Genomic DNA, 17,768 nt, shown 5'->3' on the forward strand with positions numbered 1-17,768 from the left:
CCTTCTTACAGTTGGGGCTTTAGGACTCGAGCTTGGCGACGGGCGTTTGGGGGGGCTTGGCGGGAGCGGCGGGCGGCACGCGGCGAAAGAGCCGCACGGTCAGCGCGAGACCGCAGGCGAGCAGGAGCGAGCCGAGCAAGAAGGGGGCGCCGGGGAGGTGAACGGGGGCGGCGGGGGAGGTAAAAAACCCGAACAGCCCCGCCGTGAAAACAACCGGTGCGACGACGCTCGTCAGGCTCGTCAAGGACGCCAACGCCCCCTGCACCTTCCCCTGCCCCTCCGGCGGGACCGAGCCCGCGACGAGCCCCTGGATGGCCGGCCCCGCGACCCCGCCGAAAGCACCCACGACGATGGCCACGAGCATCATCCAACCCGCTGTCGCCAGGCCAAAGAGCAGGTAGCTCGCCGTGGAGATGCTGAGCCCGACTACGACCGTGCGGCGCTCACCTAGGCGCCGCACCGTTGGGCGGATTAAAAAACCCTGGACGAACACCGCCATGAGCCCGACTAACCCGAGCGTCAGGCCGTTCGTGGCCTCCCCCCAACCGAAGCGGTAGCTCGTGTAGAGCACCCAGGTGCTCTCTAGCCCCCGCTGCGCGAGCGAGACGAACACGAAGGCGAGCGCGAGCCCCCCGACGAGCGGGTACGCCCCCAAGGCGCCGATGCTCCCGACGGGGTTCGCGCGGCGCCAGCGAAAGGGGCTGCGGCGGCCCAAGGGGAGCGACTCGGGGAGGATAAAAAGGCCGTAGAGCCCGTTGAGGGCTGAGAGCCCCGCCGCGACGAAAAACGGCAAACGCAGGTCGATAGCGCCCAGCACGCCGCCAAACGCGGGACCGAAGATAAACCCGAGGCCGAACGCCACCCCGACGAGGCCGAAGTTCTGCGCGCGCGTCTCCGGCGTCGAGACGTCGGCGATGTAGGCGTTGACGGTCGTCAGGCTCGAGCCCGCCACCCCCGCGATCAGCCGCCCGAACACGAGCCACGCGAGCGAAGGCGCAAAGGCCAGCAGCAAGTAGGAGACCGCAGAGCCAAAAATCGACGCCAACAGCACCGGGCGCCGCCCGTAGCGGTCGGAGAGCGCGCCTAGAAGGGGCGCGAAGAGAAACTGCATGAGCGCGTACGCCGCGGCGATCAACCCGTAAAAGCGCGCCACTAAAGCGCTGCTTTCACCCAGGAGGTCGCCGACCAGCCCCGGCAAGATGGGGATGATAAAGGCCAGCCCCAAGACGTCCAAAAACAGCGTGACGAGCACCCAGATCATGCTCGCGCGGCGCACTATCGCGTTTGACTCCGACATCGTCTCCCCTCGAACCGGTGCGGGCACGCCGTTAAGCGTCTGCGCCCGGCCCCTTACTCTAATGCGCCGCTCTGAGACCTTCCGATATCCGGCGCACGAACCCCGGTTGCGCGGCGTATGGTCGCGGTACGATGGGTAAAGAATGCCACGGGTCCCGGGCCAGGGGCCCGCTGAAAGGAGCCGCGTGAGCACACCCCTACAACCCCAGCGCAGGCGGCTCGACTCGAGCAAAAACCCCGAGGTGCGCGCGCTCGCCAAGCTTAAAGAGCGCCGCGCGCGGGCGCGCGAGGGGCGTTTTCTGGTCGAGGGCACCCGCGAGGTGACGCGCGCGCTCGAGGCCGGGCGGGCGCTCGAACGCCTCTACGTCTGCCCCGAAAGGCTCCGCGACGAGGGGCGGGCGCTCGTCGCGCGCTGCCAGGCCGAGGGCGCAGCGAGCGTCACCGAGCTCTCCCCCGCCGCGTTTCGGGTGCTCAGCCACCGCGAGGCGCCCGACGGCGTGATCGCGCTCGTCCGCACCGCGCTCACCACCTTACGTGACCTTCAGCTCGCCGCCGACGCGCTCGTGCTGGTCGTCGACGGGCTCGAGAAACCGGGTAACCTGGGCGCGCTTTTGCGCACCGCCGACGGGGTGGGCGCCGCGGCGGTCTTCGCGACCGGCGCGGGCACCGACTTTGAAAACCCCAACGTGATCCGCTCGAGCATGGGCAGCGTCTTTAGCCTCCCGACGCTGCGCGCCCCCGCGGCCGAGCTGCTGGCGTGGCTCCGCGCGCAGGGGTTTCGCCTGGTCGCCGCCACCCCGCACGCCGACACGCTCTTCTGGGACGCCCCCTACACGGGCCGCACCGCCCTGCTGCTGGGCACCGAGCACGACGGGCTCTCCGCGCTGTGGCTCGAGGCCGCCGACGTCCGGGTCACCATCCCGATGGGCGGCCTTGCCGACTCGCTCAACGTCGCCACGGCCGGGGCGCTCTTGCTGTACGAGGCGCTCCGGCAGCGGCGGCGCCGGGCGCCGTAATCCCCCGTGGCGCACGCTCGAGGCGGGGCGGCCTCCGTTAAGATAACCCCCATGATTCGCCACGCCCTCGTCCAGTTCAAACCGCACAAGTCGCAAGGGGAGCGCAACGCCGCGCGGCTCGCCGAGGTCATCGCGCAGCTAGCGGGCGAGGGCGTCGACGTGCTGACGCTCCCCGAAACGGCGCTGACGGGCTACTTTTTGCAGGCCGGGGTGCGCGAGCAGGCGCTCACTGCCGCCGAGATGCTGGCGCTCTTGCAGCGGGCCGTGCGCGCGGCGGGGCGCAGCGAACCGCTCGACATCTGCGTGGGTTTTTACGAACGCGACGGCGGCCACTTCTATAACAGCGCGCTCTACGCCGAGCTCAACACCCCGCAAGCGGGTATCCGGCACGTCCACCGTAAGCTCTTTTTGCCGACCTACGGCGTGTTCGACGAGGAGCGCTACGTCTCCCGTGGGTGGCGCCTAGACGCTTTTGACACCCGCTTCGGGCGGGCCGGGATGCTCATCTGCGAGGACGCCTGGCACACCTCGACGGCGGCGGTGCTGGCGCTTAAAGGGGCCGACGTGCTCTACATCCCGACCGCGAGCCCCGTGCGCGACCTTACCGGCGCCGAACCCGCTAATGTGCAGCGCTGGGAGGACACCGCCAAGGGGATCGCGGGCGAGCACGGCGTGTACGTGGTGACGACCTGCTTGACCGGGTTCGAGGGGGGCAAAGGGTTCTCCGGCGGTTCGCACGTGATGGACCCCTACGGGGCTCTCATCGCGCGCGCGCCGCTCTTTCACGAGCACCTGCTTTTGACCGACCTCCACCTCGAGAGCATCCAGGCGGCGCGTTACGAAAACCCGCTTCTAGCCGATCTGCGCGCCAACTTGCCCGAGCTGGTGCGGGCTTTTCAGGAGGTGAGCCAATGAGCGAGCTTAAGGGCGCGCGCACGGCGCCCCGCGCCGCCCTACCCATGACGCGCGCCGAGGGGCGACCGCGAAAGCCCTTGGCGCTCAACCTCGAGCTGACCACCGACTTTTTGGTGAGTTTTTTGCGCGACGAGGTCACGCGGCGCAAGGGCTTTGACCGCGTGGTGGTGCCCCTCTCGGGGGGCATCGACAGCGCCGTGACGGCCTACTTAGCGGCGCGCGCTTTCGGCCCCGAAAACGTCCACGCGCTGCGGCTCCCCTACCGCGCCTCGGACCCCGACTCGCTCGCGCACGCGCAGCTCGTCGTCGACGCGCTCGGGCTCCCCGCAGAGACGCTCGACATCACCGAGATGGTCGACGCGTACGCGCGGCTCGTCCCCGACGTCACCCCGCACCGCTTGGGCAACGTCATGGCGCGCGTGCGGATGATCGTCGCCTTCGACAAGGCCGCCGAACTCGGCGCGGTGCACCTGGGCACCGGCAACAAGACCGAGCGGTTTTTCGGCTACTACACCTGGCACGACGTCGCCGACGCCGCGCCCGTGAGCCCCTTGGGCGACCTTTTCAAGACGCAGGTGCGCGCCCTCGCCGAGCACCTGGGCGTCCCCGAAGCGGTGCGGCGCAAACCCCCGTCGGCCGACCTGGTGGTCGGGCAGTCCGACGAAGCGGACCTCGGCATCTCGTACGAGCGCGCCGACACCATCCTCATCCACCACCTCTCGGGCTACGGCGACGCCTACATCGAGAGCCTCGGCTTCTCCGCTGCGGAGATCGCCCTCGTGCGGGGGCTTGTCGCCAAAACCCACTGGAAGCGCGCGCTGCCGATTCACGCGGTGGTCTCGAGCACCGCCATCGGCGAATTTTACCTGCGCCCAGTGGACTACTAGGTTCTGTTGGCCCCTCCTCGGCTTCCGCCTAGACCGCTTTGAGAGGGCGCGGCCTGTCGCTCGTGGCTCGTGGTCTACGGGCCACGAGCCGCTAGCCGCTCGTGAAACTGCGATGATGAAAGCTAGGCCCTAAGACCACCGAACCCGCAAACGAAACGCCCCCCCTGCACGCAGACGGCTTTATCGGCTTCTACCCCTGCCGCGACCTGGCGCGGACCAGGCGCTTTTACCGCGCGCTCGGGCTGACGCTCGCCCGCGATCAGGGGACGTGCCTCATCTTCCGCGTCGCCCCGGGGGGATACGTGGGCTTCTGCCAACACGACGCGGCCCTGCCGGAGCACCCCGGCCTCATTCTGACGCTCGTTCTAGACGACGTAGACGGGACTTACGCGCGGCTTTGCGAGCGCGGCGTCCCCACCGAAGCGCCCCCTAGAGAGAACGCCCGCTTCGGCATCTACCACTTTTTCGCCCGCGACCCCGACGGTTACCGCTTGGAGGTGCAGCGCTTCCTCGAGCCCCTCTAGACGGCCCCGGCGCCTTTGGCCTACGATGCCGTATCGCTTTGTTCGGGGCGGGCCGAGGAGGCATGATGCGCGGCTTTATGGCGGAGTTTCGGCAGTTCATCGCTCAGGGCAACGTCTTGGACCTCGCCGTCGCCGTGGTGCTCGGCGCGTCTTTCGGAGCGATCACCACCTCGCTCGTCGAAGACATCCTGATGCCGCCCATCGGTTACCTCGTGGGCGGTGTGGACTTTCGGGAGCTCGCGCTGCAGCTCGGCGACGGGGTCACCGTCCGCTACGGCGCCTTTCTCAACACGGTCGTCAACTTCGTCATCGTCGCGTTCGCGCTCTTTCTCGTCGTCCGGGCGGCGAGCGCGCTGCAAAAGCTCCGCCGCCAAGCGGAGGTCACGGCGGAGCTGACCGAGCTGGCGCTCTTGCAAGAGATCCGCGACCTCCTCGCCGCCCAGGCGTCCGGCGCGCCTAGGACGCCGCCCGAGCCGTAGCGCGTGGCGGGAGGTAGATGGCGAAGGCGCGGAAAAAGGCCGACTTGCCGACCAAGGTGTGCGCTGTCTGCGGCCTACCCTTTACCTGGCGCAGGAAGTGGGCGCGCGACTGGGAGCGCGTCCGGTACTGCTCGGAGCGCTGCCGGCGGGCGGCGAAGCGGCGGGGCGAGCGGGCGTGACGCCCCACCCTCAACCGTGCAGCAGCACCGGCACCTCGGCGCCGCGCAGCAGCGCTTCGGTCGTCGACCCCCGGAAAAACGCGCTCAGCCGCCCCTCGCCAAAAGCGCCGATCGCCAGCAGGTCGCCCTCTTGGAGGGTCTCCACAATCGCCGGTACGACCTCCCCCTCGAGCACGTGCTTGCTCAGCGTGAGCTCGCCTCGGCGGCTCGCGGCGTAGTGCACCGCCTCGAGGTGCGCCCCGGCGAGCGGGTCCTCCTCGCGGCCCTCCCCCCGCACGCTGACGGCGGCGAGCGGCAGCTCGAGGCGGGCGGCGAGCGCGACCGCGTAGGGGAGCACCTGCGCAGCGGGCTCCGAACCGTCGTAGGCGAAGACCACCCGGCGGGGTTCGCGAAAGCGCTCGGGGGTCACGAGCACCGCCCCCGGCGCGCGCCGCAGCACCCGCTCGGCGACCCCGCCGAGGCGCGCGGCGTCGCGCGTCCCCTCCCCCTGCCGCCCGAGCACCAAGAGCTCGCCCTCACCGACGCTTTCGAGCAGCGCGTCGGCCGCGAAACCCGCGCGCACCTCCGCAAAAACGTGCTCGGCGCCCTCACCTTCGGCGAGCTCTCGGGCGCGCCCCAAGAGCTCGCGGGCGCGCGTTTCGAGCGCCTCGTAGACCGACGTCCCCTGCGCCGGCTCGAACGCGCCCCCTAGCTCTACGAGGGGCGCAGCGAGCGTGCTCGCGCCCAGGTCCCCCCCCACGCTCCCGAAGTCGCCCAGGGAAGCGCCCCCCAAAAGGCCCGTGTCGATCACGTGAACGGCGTACAGGGGCAGCGCCAGCCGCCGGCTCAAGAGGGCCGCGTAGCGCGCCGCGGCCTCCGCGTAGGGTGAACCGTCGACGGCGAGGCGGACGGCGCTCAGGGTGGGGTCAGTGTGGATCATACGGCCCAGTCTAGCCCGCAGCGCCTTACGGGGTGTACCGTCGACCTCTGCCCCCCGCGCGAAAGGGGCTACAGGCCGTTCTCGGCGAGACGGTGACCCACCGCCAAGCGTGAGCGCCTCGGCGCAGGGGCTAGCGCAGGATGACGAACTCGAGCTCCGCCGGCCCCGCCACGAACACCGGCTCCTTGGCGACCGTACCGATCACCACCGGCCCCGAGAGGCGCGAGAGCCAGGCGCTAAAGCGGTCGAAGTCGGCGTCGGAGGGGCTCGGCCGCACCTGCTCGAAGAGCCCCACGCGGCGCAGCCGGTTGAGGCTCTCGAGGCTTAGGCGCGCGAGTTCGGCGCGGAGCGCGTCGCGGCTAAGCGGCGCCTCCGGCGTCCCCAGGTGCAGCTGCCGGGTGGCCACGAGCTGCCCGCGCGCGAGCAGCTGCAGGTTCGGGTACGCCTCGACGTAGACGGCGATAGGGGCGGGTGCGACGAAGTTGCCGCTCGCGACGAGCACCACCAGGTCGTCGCCCGGCGAAGCGGCGATCGCGCGGGTGAGGCCGTCAAGCTGATCGGCGCGCAGCTCGATGTCGCTGGCCCCGCGCCGGGTGACCTCCTGCCGCGCGCTCTCGACAAAACGGTTGAGCGCCCCCAGGATCTCGACCTCGTCGGTCTCCGAGATCACCCCGGCGTAGACGATCTCGCCGTTTCGGTAGGTGAGCTCGCCGCCGCTCGCCGCCTCTAGCTGCGCGACGGTGTCGCGCAAAAACTGCGCCCGCTGCTCCGACTCGACCCGTAGCGCCTGCAGCTCGTTTTGCAGCGTCACGACCTGGTTTTGCAGGTTGTTCAAGGTGTCCTCGAACTCGCGGTTCTGGGCGCTCAAAAGCTCGTTCTGCTGGCTTAAACCCTCGTTCGAGAGCCTTAAGCCCGCGTTGTCTTGCTGCAAAAGCGCGTTCTGCTGCTCGAGCTGCTCTTGCTGCGCCGCGAGCTGCGCCGCGCGCGCCTGCAGCTCGGCGACCTCGGCGCGCAGCTCCGAGCTCTCCTGCCGGAGCCGGATGGCGTCGCGCAGGGCGGCGTCGCGCGCCTCGCGAGCGGTGTCGCGCTGCCGCTCGGCGGTGCTGATGACCTCCTGGGCGCGCTCGAGCTCCTCTTGTCCCGAGCGCAAGTCGGCCTCTAGGCGCGCGACCTCAGCGGCCAGCGCGCTCCGCTGCTCGCGCAGCTCGGCGAGTTCGCGCCCGATACTCTGCGCCCGCAGCAGCACGCTAGCGGCGTCCCGAAAGGCGAGGCTCAAAACCCCCAGCGTGAGCAGCATGATCAGCACCCCAGCAGCGATACCGACCGCTTGGCCCGTGCGTTTGGGGCGCCAACCGAAGAGGCTCAAGCGCCGCCGCCCTACCGCCGCCCCCAGGAGGTCCCCCGCGTAGGCGATCACACCCGCCAACACGGTCAGCAGCAGCAGCAGGGTAAGGGTGTAAAGCACGCGGGGAGGAGCGCGGGACGTTACAACTGAAAGTCGGCGCCGAGGTAGTGGGTGCGCACCGCCTCGTCGGCGGCGAACGCCTCGGGGGTCCCCTCGAAGATCACGCGGCCGTCATACATCAGGTAGACGCGGTCGGCGATCGAGAGCGTTTCACGGACGCTGTGGTCGGTTAAGAGCACGCCCAGACCGCGCCGAGAGCGGAGGTCGGCGATAAGCAGCTGAATCTCGCGGATCGACTTGGGGTCGACGCCGGTAAAGGGCTCGTCTAAAAGGATAAAGGCTGGCTCTATGGTGAGGCTGCGGGCGATCTCCAAGCGGCGCCGCTCCCCGCCGGAGAGGGTGTCGGCGCGGTGGTCGGCGAGGTGCGTGAGGCCGAACTCGGCGAGCAGCTCGTCGGCGCGGCGCGCCTGCTCGGCCTTTGAAAGCCGCTGAAACTCGAGGATCGCCATCAGGTTGTCGCGCACCGAGAGCTTGCGAAACGCCGAGGGCTCCTGCGCGAGGTAACCTAGGCCGCGCCGCGCCCGCTTGTACATCGGCCAGCGGGTGATGTCGTCGCCGCCCAAGGTGATGCGCCCCGCGTTGGGACGCACAAACCCGACCATCATGTAAAACGACGTGGTCTTGCCCGCGCCGTTAGGGCCCAAGAGCGCCACGATCTCGCCGCGCTGCAACCTAAAACTCACGCCGTTAACGACCGTCCGGCCCCCGTAGCGTTTGACCAGACCGCTCGCCTCGAGGCTGAGGCGGGCCTCTGCCGCCCTGTCGGGCCTAGCGGTGACGGAGACGGGTGCCGGGGCGTCGTGAAGCGCAGACATAAGGGGATGCTATCACGCAGCGGGTGAGAAAGCCGGGCGCCTCGTTGCACGCCGCTCCCGTAGCGAGAGGGTCAGGAACCCACGGCGTGATATAACGGCCTCTTAACGCAGAGGACGGGAGGCGCTGATGCAAGCCCTTATGAAGGTCGCCCCGGGCGTGGGCAACGTCGAGCTCAGGGAGATTCCCGAACCACAACCCGGGCCGGGTGAGGTGCTGCTCGAGGTGAAAGCTGCCGGGATCTGCGGCACCGACCTGCACATCTACGATGACGAATTCCGCACCCAGCCGCCCGTGGTCATGGGCCACGAGGTCTCGGGGCGGGTCGTCGCCCTCGGCGCAGGGGTCTTCGGCGTGCGGGAGGGGGCGCGCGTGACGACCGAGACCTACGCCGCGACCTGCGGCAGCTGCCGGCTCTGCCGCAGCGGCCACCGCAACCTCTGTGCGGAGCGCCGCTCCATCGGCTCGGCGGTCCACGGCGGCTTCGCCAAGTACCTCGTGGTGCCCGCGACGAACCTGCACGAGCTGCCACCGGGGATCAGCGATGAAGCGGGCGCCCTCACCGAACCTTTGGCCTGCGTCGCCCACGCCGTACTGGGGGCCGCTACGGTGCGAGCAGGTGAGACGGCGGTGGTCGCCGGCCCCGGCGCCATCGGGCTCCTGACGCTCCAGGTCCTTAAAGCGTCGGGGGCAACGGTCATCGTGCTCGGCACGGACGCGGACGAGGCGCGTCTCGAGCTCGCCCGGAGGCTCGGCGCCGAGCACACCCTCAGCGTGCAGCGAGAGGACGCGGAGGCGCTCGTACGAGAGGTGACGCTAGACGGCCTCGGCGCCGACGTGGTCTACGAGTGCTCCGGTGCGGGGGGCGCCGCCGCGGCCCTGCTTAGGCTCGTGAGGCGGCGGGGGCGTTACGTGCAGATCGGTCTCTTCGGGCGCCCCGTGGCCTGGGACCTCGACGAGGTGTGCTACCGCGAGCTGACCGTCACGGGGAGCAACGCCAGCACCCCGGAGGGGTGGCGGAGCGCTTTGGCACTCCTCCGCTCGGGTCAGGTGAGCACGCAAGTCCTTGTGAGCAACGTCTACCCGCTCTCGGCGTGGGCGGAGGCGTTTACGTGCTTTCGGGAGAAGCGGGGCGTCAAGGTGCTCCTCAAACCGGGCGCTTGAGGGGCCCTGAGGGGGCTCGCGCTCCGTTGACAGGGCAAAATTGCGGGGGCTATACTCGCCGAGCAGACGCGTCAAGGAGTGCCCGCCGGAAGGCATGCTATATGGGTCCTAACCATGCGGGTTAAACATGCGGGTTAAAGAGGTGCGCCGCCTGACAGCGGCGCGCCTCGGAGGGGACAGAAGATGGCACGGACGGTCAAGCGTTACGCACTCGTGGGGGCGCTTTCGCTGGGGTCTTTGGCGAGCCTCGCGGGGGCGCAGGAGTTCGATTGGCGGCGCTTCGAGGGGACCAACATCCGCTTTTTGATGAACAACCACCCCTTTACGGACTTTATCACCCCCCTGGTACCCGAGTTCGAGGAGTTGACGGGCATTAACGTCACGCTCGAGTCCTTTCCCGAAGACCAGTTCCGCCAGCGCCGTCTGCTCGAGGCCAGCAGCGGCGCGAGCAGCTTAGACGGCTACATGATCCAACCCGGCCAGGACGGCGCGCAGTACCTGGGCGCAGGTTGGGTGCGCTTCGTCGACGACTTCGTCGCCGATAGCACCCTCACGAACCCAGAGTTGGATATGGAGGACTTTTTCGAGGGCGCCATCTCTACCTTCGAGACCGAAGGGGGGCTCTACGGCCTGCCTTTGCAGATCGAGTCGAGCGTGCTCTTCTACCGCACCGACCTCTTCGAGGAGGCCGGGCTGGATGGTCCCCCCGAGACGATGGAGGAGCTTCGCGAGTACGCCGAAGCGCTCAACGGCCCCGGTATGGCTGGGTTCGCCGCCCGCGGGCGCGGGGCGAACGCGACAAGCCAGATCGTCAACTTTCTCTACTCGTTCGGCGGTCAGTGGCTGAACGACGACGGCACCTCGGCCTTAGACAGCGAGGCGAGCCAAGAGGCCCTGGCCTTCTACGCCGACTTGCTGCGCAACTACGGCCCTCCGGGCGTGGTCAACATGTCGTGGCCCGAAGTCACCAGCATCTTCGCGCAAAACCAGGCCGCGATGATGTTCGACGCAAACGTGTTCCGTTCGATTATCGAGGACCCCGCGCAGACCCTGGACGTCGTGCGCGAGAACGTCGCCTACGCGCCCCTTCCCGAAGGTCCCGCCGGCCGCGTTCCGGCGGTGCTCGTGTGGGGCCTTAGCGTCAACCACGCCTCGCAAAACCCCGAAGCGTCGTGGTATTTCATCCAGTGGGCGCTTTCAAAAGAGAACCAGCTCGCCGCCCTGCTCGAGGGCGTGCCCGCCGCACGCCCCTCGGCGTGGGAGAACGAAGAGTTCCAGGCGACCGCACCCGAGAGCTGGATCGAGGCCTCGCAGCTACACTACTCGATCGGCCACGGCGACTGGAACCCGCCCGTCGTACCGGTACCCGAAGTGCGCGACGCCTACGGTCAGGCGATCGTCGCCGCCCTGCAGGGGCAGGAAGTCGGCCCCGCCCTGGAGCAGGCCAACCGTGAGATCAACGCCATCCTCGAGCGCTCCAACAGCGCGCAGTAAACGTTTTGAACGGGTCCGGCGGGTTGCCGGACCCGCTTTTTTGCCACTTTTTTACACTTTTTTAGAGGTCAACCGATGAACGCTACCCGGAGCCGTCCTTGAAGCGCGCCGCAGACTTTTTCGACCGGCACGCGCCGTGGCTTTTTCCGCTGCCCGCGCTGCTCGCTATCTTGGTCCTGATCGTCGGCCCCATTCTGGCCAACTTCGTCCTCGCAACTTATGACTTTTTCATCGGGTCGGCGCCGCGCTTCGTGGGGCTCGCCAACTTTGAGACCGCCCTCGCCGACCGCCGCTTTTGGAATGGGCTCGTCAATACCTTCTACTTCACCGGCGTCGCGGTGCCTTTGCAGATGCTCTTGGGTCTCGGCATCGCGCTCCTATTTAACCGCGACATGATCGGTAAGGGGTTCGTGCGCACCCTTATCCTGCTGCCAATGGTGGCGACCCCGGTTGCGATCGCGCTCATCTGGGCGCTGATGTTTAACCCGAGCCTAGGCGTGCTCAACTATTTTCTGGAGTCGCTGGGGCTGCCGCGCTCTCTCTGGGTGGCCGACGCCCGCTTGGCGATTCCGTCACTGGTGCTCGTGGACGTCTGGCAGTGGAGCCCCTTCGTCGCGCTGATCCTGCTCGCGGCCCTCCAAGGCGTCCCGCAGGAGTACTACGAAGCCGCCCGCATCGACGGCGCGGGCGCCTGGCAGAGCTTCTGGCACATCACCCTGCCGGGGATCCGCGCGGCCATCGTCGTGGCCCTTATTTTGCGGAGTATCGACGCCTTAAAAACCTTCGACATCATCTATGTGATCACCCAAGGGGGGCCGGGGACCGCGTCGGAGACCCTCAACGTTTTCGCCTTTAAAACCGGCTTTGAGTTCTTTCGCGCGGGGTACGCCGCGACACTCCTTATCTTTTTGCTTTTCGTCGTGCTCGGCATCGCGGTGCTCTTAAACCTCGCTAGGAGGCGCGTGGCATGAGTCGAGCAGGCTCCGTGACCGTCTACCCCACGCAGGCGCGCGCTTACAAGCGCAACGCGCGCCTGCAAAGTGCGTTGATCTACCTGCTGATGGCGCTCGTGCTGGTGATCATCCTGTTCCCGTTTGTCTGGATGATCCTGACGAGCTTTCGCAACCAGATCGCCAACACGAGCCCCGTGCCGGTGTGGTTTTTTACGCCGACGCTCGAGAATTACCGCAACGTGATCCAGCGCAACGATTTTTTGTTCTTCACCTGGAACTCGCTCGTCGTGGCGACCCTCTCGACGCTGCTCGGGTTGGTACTGGGGCTCCCCGCCGCCTACTCGATCGCCCGCTTTAAGCAAAACGGCCTCGCTCTAGCCATCCTCATCGCGCGGCTCACGCCGTACATCACCTACTTGGTGCCCTGGTACCTGGCCTTTCGCGCGCTCGGGCTTATCGACACCTACGTTGCGCTGACCCTCACCCACCTGATCGTCGGGATGCCACTGATTATCTGGATCATGATCTCGTTTTTCGAGGACGTGCCCACCGAACTCGAGGAAGCCGCTTTCGTCGACGGCTCGAGCCGCTTGGGGGTGTTTTTTCGCATCGTCTTGCCGCTAGCTGCCCCCGGCGTCGTCGCGGCCAGCATCCTGGCCTTTATCTTTAGCTGGAACCAGTTTCTGTTTTCGCTCATCCTCTCGGGCCCCAACACCCGCCCCGTACCGGTGGCGGTGTTTAACTTTATCTCTTACGGCCAGATCGACTTCGGCGGCCTCGGGGCGGCGGCGGTTTTAATCACCCTGCCCGTCATCTTGCTGACCTTGGTGATCCAGCGCTACATCGTCTCGGGGTTGACGATGGGGGCGGTGAAGGGCTGATGGCGGACGCGGACGAACGGCGCCGCCCCCTAGACAGCGAGTTCGTCATGCCGAGTTTGCGCCTAGACGGCCAGGTCGCGCTGGTCACGGGCGGGAGCCGCGGCCTCGGTTTGGGCGTCGCGCTGGCGCTCGCGCACGCGGGCGCCGACCTCGCGCTCGCGGCGCGCACCGCGTCTGAGCTGGGGACCGCCGCCGAGCTGGTGCGCAGGACGGGGCGGGAAGCGCTGACTTTGCCGACCGACGTGAGCAGTGTAGCGGCGGTGCGGGGGGCGGTGCAGCGGACCGCCGAGCACTACGGGCGCCTCGACATCCTGGTGAACGCGGCCGGCATCAACGTCCGCAAACCGGCCGCGGCACTCTCCGAGGAGGAGTGGGAGCGCGTGATGGCGGTGAACCTCAAGGGCGCCTTTTTCGCCGCGCAGGCCGCCGCCGAGACGATGCGCGCGCAGGGGCGGGGCAAGATCATCAACGTAGGCTCGCTCTCGTTTGAGATCGTGGTGCCCAACATCGCCCTCTACGCGGCCAGCAAGGGGGGGCTGCGGCAGATGACGCGGGCGCTGGCGCTCGAGTGGGCGAAAGACGGGATCTGCGTCAACGCCATCGCCCCCGGACGGTTTTGGACCGCCATGACCGACGCGGTCTTCTCCGACCCCGAGGGCTACCAAAGCGCCGTGAGCGTTATTCCCCAGGGGCGCCCCGGGGTACCGGCCGACCTCGCGGGGGCGGCCGTGCTGCTCGCCTCCGCGGCGTCGGACTACATCACCGGTCAAACCATCGTCGTCGACGGCGGTTGGCTCATCTCGGGGGGGACGCTCGCATGACCCGCACGCCACCAGACACCCTACCGAGCACCATGCGCGCGCTCGTGCTCACCCGCATCGGCGAGCTGCAGCTACGCGAGGTGCCCCTACCCGAGCCGCAACCGGGCGACGCGCTCCTCAAGGTGCGCGCGGTCGGCGTGTGTGGCTCCGACCTCCACGGCTATACCGGGCGGACCGGCAGGCGCGTCCCGCCGCTCGTCATGGGCCACGAGGCGACCGCCGAGGTGGTGGGGGTGGGCGAAGGCGTAGACCTCCCCATCGGGACGCGCGTCGCGGTCCACCCCATCGTGCAGACCGCGCGCGGGCGCCGCCTCATGGGTATGGACGCCCCCGGTGCCTACGCCGAGTACGTCGTTTGGCCCGCCCGCAACCTCTACCCGCTGCCCGAGACCTTGGACTTCGAGGCGGGCGCCTTTGCCGAACCGCTCGCGGTCGCCGTTCACGCCGTGAACTTCATCCCCTTGGGGCCGGAGGATACCGTTTTCATCGCGGGCGCGGGCCCCATCGGGCTCCTCTGCGCGAGCGTGCTGCTGCATGCCGGGGTGCAGCAGGTGGTCGTGAGCGATACCAGTGCGGCGCGGCTGGGGGTCGCCCGCGCCATCGGCGTCCACGCAGCGCTGAACCCAGCGGAGACGGACCTCCCCGCAGCCCTTCAAGACCTCACCGGGGGACGCGGCGCGGACGCGTGCATCGAGGCGGTCGGGGTAAGCGCCACCGTCGCGCAGGCTCTCGACTGCGCCAAGGACGGCGGCACCGTGGTGTGGCTCGGCAACAACGCTCGAGTCGTCGAGGTCGATATGCAGACGGTCGTTACGCGCGAGCTGCGCGTCTTGGGCTCCTACGGGATGAGCCACGAGGACTTCAGGCAAGCCCTAGAGCTCCTCGCCGGCGGGCACATCCCGACAGCCGAGCTCGTTCACCGGCGGGCGAGGCTCGAGGAGGGAGCGACGCTCTTCGACGAGTTGCTCGCCTCCCCCGAAGTCGTCAAGTGCCTCATCACCCCGCACCGCTGAGCGCCCCTCAGCCGCCCTCTGCAGGCGACAATGCAGCGAGCCCCCCTGGGGGTCTGTACAATAAGGGGCCAACGGGTACACTGGTGTGCCTACACCGCGCCCCCGGCAGCTAGCGCCGGCCGCCGAAAACCGTGGGGCGTTCGACCCAAGAACCGTAACCGGATAACGGGTAGACCAAAGGAGGCCCAAACGTGGCGGATACCCTCGAGAAGACCGGCCTGAGCCCCGAGGAGCAGCGGCAGCTCCAGGAGATCGAACTTAGAGAGTGGCTCGAGTCGCTCGAGTACGTGCTCGACAGCTCCGGCCCGGAAAGGGCGCTTGAGCTCCTTAAAAAGCTCGAGCAGCACGCCAAAAAGCTCGGCGTCGAGATCCCTTTTAGCGCCAACACGCCCTACATCAACACCATCCCCGCCGAGGAGGACGAAACCTACCCCGGCGACTTGGGGATTGAAAAACGCATCCGCAACCTTATCCGCTGGAACGCCATGGCCATGGTGGTGCGCGCCAACAAGCTCTCTGACGGCATCGGTGGGCACATCTCGACCTACGCCTCGGCGGCGACGCTCTACGAAGTCGGGATGAACCACTTTTTCCGGGGCGAGGGCGCCGGGCTCGACGCCGACATGATCTACTTTCAGGGCCACGCCAGCCCCGGCATCTACGCCCGCTCGTACCTCGAGCGCCGCATCCACAAAGAGCACCTGCGCAACTTCCGCCGCGAACTGCAGGGCGGCCCGAGCTTGACGAGCTACCCGCACGCCTGGCTGATGCCCGAGTACTGGACCTTTGCGACCGTCTCGATGGGTCTGGGGCCTATCATGTCGATCTACCAGGCGCGTTTTAACCGCTACCTCGAGGACCGCGGCCTCAAAGAGCCTGGCGGCGGAAAGGTCTGGGCCTTTCTGGGTGACGGCGAGACCGACGAACCCGAGACGCTAGGCGCCATCAGCTTAGCCGCCCGCGAAAAGCTCGACAACCTCATCTGGGTAATTAACTGCAACCTGCAGCGCCTCGATGGCCCCGTGCGCGGCAACAGCAAGATCATCCAGGAGCTCGAGGCGAGCTTCCGCGGCACCGGTTGGAACGTCATCAAAGTCGTCTGGGGCTCGGGTTGGGACAAGCTCATGCAAAAAGACACCCAAGGGGTGCTCTTGGAGCGCTTTGAAAAGCTCGTCGACGGCGAGTCGCAGCGTTACGCGGCTTTCGGCGCGCCGGAGCTGCGCAAAAACTTCTTTAACACCCCCGAGCTGCAAAAACTGATCGAGGGGTGGAGCGACGAGGACCTCGCCAAGCTCAACCGCGGCGGCCACGACCCCATCAAGGTCTACACGGCCTACAAGCGGGCGGTCGAGCACAAGGGGCAACCGACCGTCATCTTGGCGCGCACCATCAAGGGCTACGGCCTAGGCGAGTCCGGTGAGGGCAAAAACGTCACCCACCAGCAGAAAAAGCTCAACGAGGACGAGCTCAAACTCTTCCGCGACCGTTTCGACATCCCGATTAGCGACGACGAGATCGGCCAGTTCCCCTTCTACCGACCCGACGAGGACACCGAAGAGTTCCGCTACCTAAAGGCGCGGCGTGAGGCGCTCGGCGGAAGCGTACCGGCGCGGCGCGTCAAGGCCGAACCGCTCGCCGCCCCCGACGAGGCGCTCTTCGAGGAGTTTGGCAAAGGCACCGGCGACCGCGAGGTCTCGACGACGATGGTGTTCGTCCGCATCCTGGGCAAGCTCTTGCGCGACAAAACGTGGGGCAAGCTGATCGTCCCCATTATCCCCGACGAGGCGCGCACCTTCGGGATGGAGGCGCTTTTTCGCCAGATCGGCATCTACTCGCACGTCGGGCAGCTCTACGAACCCGTGGACTCGGACAACATCCTCTACTACAAGGAGTCGACCGACGGGCAGATCTTAGAGGAGGGCATCACCGAAGCGGGTTCCATCTCGTCGTTTATAGCCGCCGGCACCGCCTACGCCACCCACGGCGTCAACACCATCCCCTTCTTTATCTACTACTCGATGTTCGGCTTTCAGCGCATCGGCGACTTTTTGTGGGCGGCGGGCGACATGCGCACCAAAGGCTTTTTGCTCGGCGCCACCGCGGGCCGCACCACCTTGGCGGGCGAGGGGTTGCAACACCAAGACGGCCACTCGCACGTGCTCGCCTATCCCATCCCCAACCTGATGGCGTACGACCCATCGTTCGCGTTCGAGATGGCCATCATTATCCGCGAGGGGATGCGGCGCATGTACGAGGCGCAAGAGGACCTCTTCTACTACCTCACCATCGGCAACGAGAACTACCGGCAACCCGCCCTGCCGGAGCACCTGTCGTTCGAGGAACTTAAAGAGGGAGTGCTCAAGGGGCTCTACCTCTTTAAACCGGCTCCGAAAAAGGCGAAACTGCGCGCGCAGCTCTTCGGCTCCGGGGCGATCATGAACGAGGTGTTAAAGGCGCAGGCACTGCTCGCCGACTACAAGGTCGCCGCCGACGTGTGGAGCGTCACCTCGTACAAAGCGCTGCACCAAGACGCCCTTAGGGTCGAGCGGCACAACCGCCTGCACCCCGAGCAGGAGCCACAGACGCCCTTTGTCTACGACGCCCTGAAAGAGGCCGAAGGGGTCTTCGTGGCCGCCTCGGACTACCTCAAGCTCCTACCCGACGCGCTCGCGCGGCACCTGCCGCGCCCCATGGTGAGCCTCGGTACCGACGGTTTCGGCCGCTCCGAGGCGCGTGAGGAGCTGCGCGACCACTTCGAGGTCGACGCTCGCTTCATCACGCTCGCGACGCTGCAGGCGCTCGCGCAAGAGGGCAAGGTAGACAAGAGCGTGGTCGCCAAAGCCCTGAAAGATTTGGAGATCAACCCCGATAAGCTCGACCCGCACGTGGCATAGTAGAGCTCGTGGCAGCTTGCGGGGGCGCTCGCCGTGCGCCGGGTCGCCCCGGCGT

At 67.5% G+C, this 17,768-nt stretch carries 17 protein-coding genes; 13 read left to right on the forward strand and 4 right to left on the reverse strand.

What is annotated here, in order from left to right:
* Window positions 1-19 precede the first annotated feature (19 nt).
* A complete protein-coding gene (locus TRAD_RS10785) occupies window positions 20-1,297 on the reverse strand; it encodes a TCR/Tet family MFS transporter (protein WP_013178648.1) in 1,278 nt (425 codons plus the stop codon).
* A 184-nt stretch (window positions 1,298-1,481) separates the two neighbouring features.
* On the opposite strand from TRAD_RS10785, the gene TRAD_RS10790 reads away from it, so the two are divergent.
* From TRAD_RS10790 to TRAD_RS16820, 6 genes are all read left to right on the forward strand, one after another.
* Window positions 1,482-2,312 carry a TrmH family RNA methyltransferase gene (locus TRAD_RS10790; protein WP_013178649.1) on the forward strand — a complete coding sequence of 277 codons (831 nt, stop codon included), beginning with the start codon at window positions 1,482-1,484 and terminating at the stop codon, window positions 2,310-2,312.
* Window positions 2,313-2,363: 51 nt separating this feature from the next.
* The gene (locus TRAD_RS10795) at window positions 2,364-3,227 is read left to right on the forward strand and encodes a nitrilase-related carbon-nitrogen hydrolase (protein ID WP_013178650.1); all 864 of its coding nucleotides are present in this window, start codon (window positions 2,364-2,366) and stop codon (window positions 3,225-3,227) included.
* 44 nt (window positions 3,228-3,271) lie between these two features.
* A complete protein-coding gene (locus TRAD_RS10800) occupies window positions 3,272-4,114 on the forward strand; it encodes an NAD+ synthase (protein WP_041947963.1) in 843 nt (280 codons plus the stop codon).
* Between the two features lie 206 nt (window positions 4,115-4,320).
* Complete coding sequence (locus tag TRAD_RS10805; protein WP_342606926.1) at window positions 4,321-4,638, forward strand: VOC family protein; 318 nt, start codon at window positions 4,321-4,323, stop codon at window positions 4,636-4,638.
* A gap of 65 nt (window positions 4,639-4,703) precedes the next feature.
* Window positions 4,704-5,117 carry a large conductance mechanosensitive channel protein MscL gene (gene mscL / locus TRAD_RS10810; protein WP_013178652.1) on the forward strand — a complete coding sequence of 138 codons (414 nt, stop codon included), beginning with the start codon at window positions 4,704-4,706 and terminating at the stop codon, window positions 5,115-5,117.
* A gap of 17 nt (window positions 5,118-5,134) precedes the next feature.
* Window positions 5,135-5,296: a DUF2256 domain-containing protein gene (locus tag TRAD_RS16820; protein WP_013178653.1), complete on the forward strand. Its 162-nt coding sequence runs from the start codon at window positions 5,135-5,137 to the stop codon at window positions 5,294-5,296.
* 10 nt (window positions 5,297-5,306) lie between these two features.
* Here TRAD_RS16820 and TRAD_RS10820 read toward each other — a convergent pair whose 3' ends face one another.
* The 3 genes from TRAD_RS10820 to lptB all read right to left on the reverse strand — a co-directional run bounded on the left by TRAD_RS10820 (window position 5,307) and on the right by lptB (window position 8,495).
* The gene (locus TRAD_RS10820; RefSeq protein ID WP_013178654.1) at window positions 5,307-6,215 is read right to left on the reverse strand and encodes a universal stress protein; all 909 of its coding nucleotides are present in this window, start codon (window positions 6,213-6,215) and stop codon (window positions 5,307-5,309) included.
* Between the two features lie 130 nt (window positions 6,216-6,345).
* The gene (locus TRAD_RS10825) at window positions 6,346-7,680 is read right to left on the reverse strand and encodes a DUF3084 domain-containing protein (protein WP_013178655.1); all 1,335 of its coding nucleotides are present in this window, start codon (window positions 7,678-7,680) and stop codon (window positions 6,346-6,348) included.
* A 20-nt stretch (window positions 7,681-7,700) separates the two neighbouring features.
* Entirely contained in the window at window positions 7,701-8,495 is a 795-nt protein-coding gene (lptB, locus tag TRAD_RS10830) for an LPS export ABC transporter ATP-binding protein (RefSeq protein WP_013178656.1), read from the reverse strand.
* A 127-nt stretch (window positions 8,496-8,622) separates the two neighbouring features.
* On the opposite strand from lptB, the gene TRAD_RS10835 reads away from it, so the two are divergent.
* The 7 genes from TRAD_RS10835 to aceE all read left to right on the forward strand — a co-directional run bounded on the left by TRAD_RS10835 (window position 8,623) and on the right by aceE (window position 17,713).
* A complete protein-coding gene (locus TRAD_RS10835) occupies window positions 8,623-9,657 on the forward strand; it encodes a zinc-dependent alcohol dehydrogenase (protein WP_013178657.1) in 1,035 nt (344 codons plus the stop codon).
* Between the two features lie 183 nt (window positions 9,658-9,840).
* Window positions 9,841-11,151, forward strand: coding sequence for an ABC transporter substrate-binding protein (locus TRAD_RS10840; protein ID WP_013178658.1), 1,311 nt, complete (start codon window positions 9,841-9,843; stop codon window positions 11,149-11,151).
* Window positions 11,152-11,249: 98 nt separating this feature from the next.
* Entirely contained in the window at window positions 11,250-12,122 is an 873-nt protein-coding gene (locus TRAD_RS10845; RefSeq protein WP_013178659.1) for a carbohydrate ABC transporter permease, read from the forward strand.
* Complete coding sequence (locus tag TRAD_RS10850; protein ID WP_013178660.1) at window positions 12,119-12,985, forward strand: carbohydrate ABC transporter permease; 867 nt, start codon at window positions 12,119-12,121, stop codon at window positions 12,983-12,985. Before TRAD_RS10845 ends, TRAD_RS10850 begins: the two co-directional genes overlap by 4 nt.
* Entirely contained in the window at window positions 12,985-13,806 is an 822-nt protein-coding gene (locus TRAD_RS10855; RefSeq protein WP_013178661.1) for an SDR family NAD(P)-dependent oxidoreductase, read from the forward strand. Before TRAD_RS10850 ends, TRAD_RS10855 begins: the two co-directional genes overlap by 1 nt.
* Complete coding sequence (locus TRAD_RS10860; RefSeq protein WP_013178662.1) at window positions 13,803-14,819, forward strand: zinc-dependent alcohol dehydrogenase; 1,017 nt, start codon at window positions 13,803-13,805, stop codon at window positions 14,817-14,819. Before TRAD_RS10855 ends, TRAD_RS10860 begins: the two co-directional genes overlap by 4 nt.
* Window positions 14,820-15,010: 191 nt before the next feature.
* A complete protein-coding gene (gene aceE / locus TRAD_RS10865; protein WP_013178663.1) occupies window positions 15,011-17,713 on the forward strand; it encodes a pyruvate dehydrogenase (acetyl-transferring), homodimeric type in 2,703 nt (900 codons plus the stop codon).
* Window positions 17,714-17,768: the final 55 nt, after the last annotated feature.

This window comes from Truepera radiovictrix DSM 17093 (genome assembly GCF_000092425.1).
Taxonomy (GTDB): domain Bacteria; phylum Deinococcota; class Deinococci; order Deinococcales; family Trueperaceae; genus Truepera; species Truepera radiovictrix.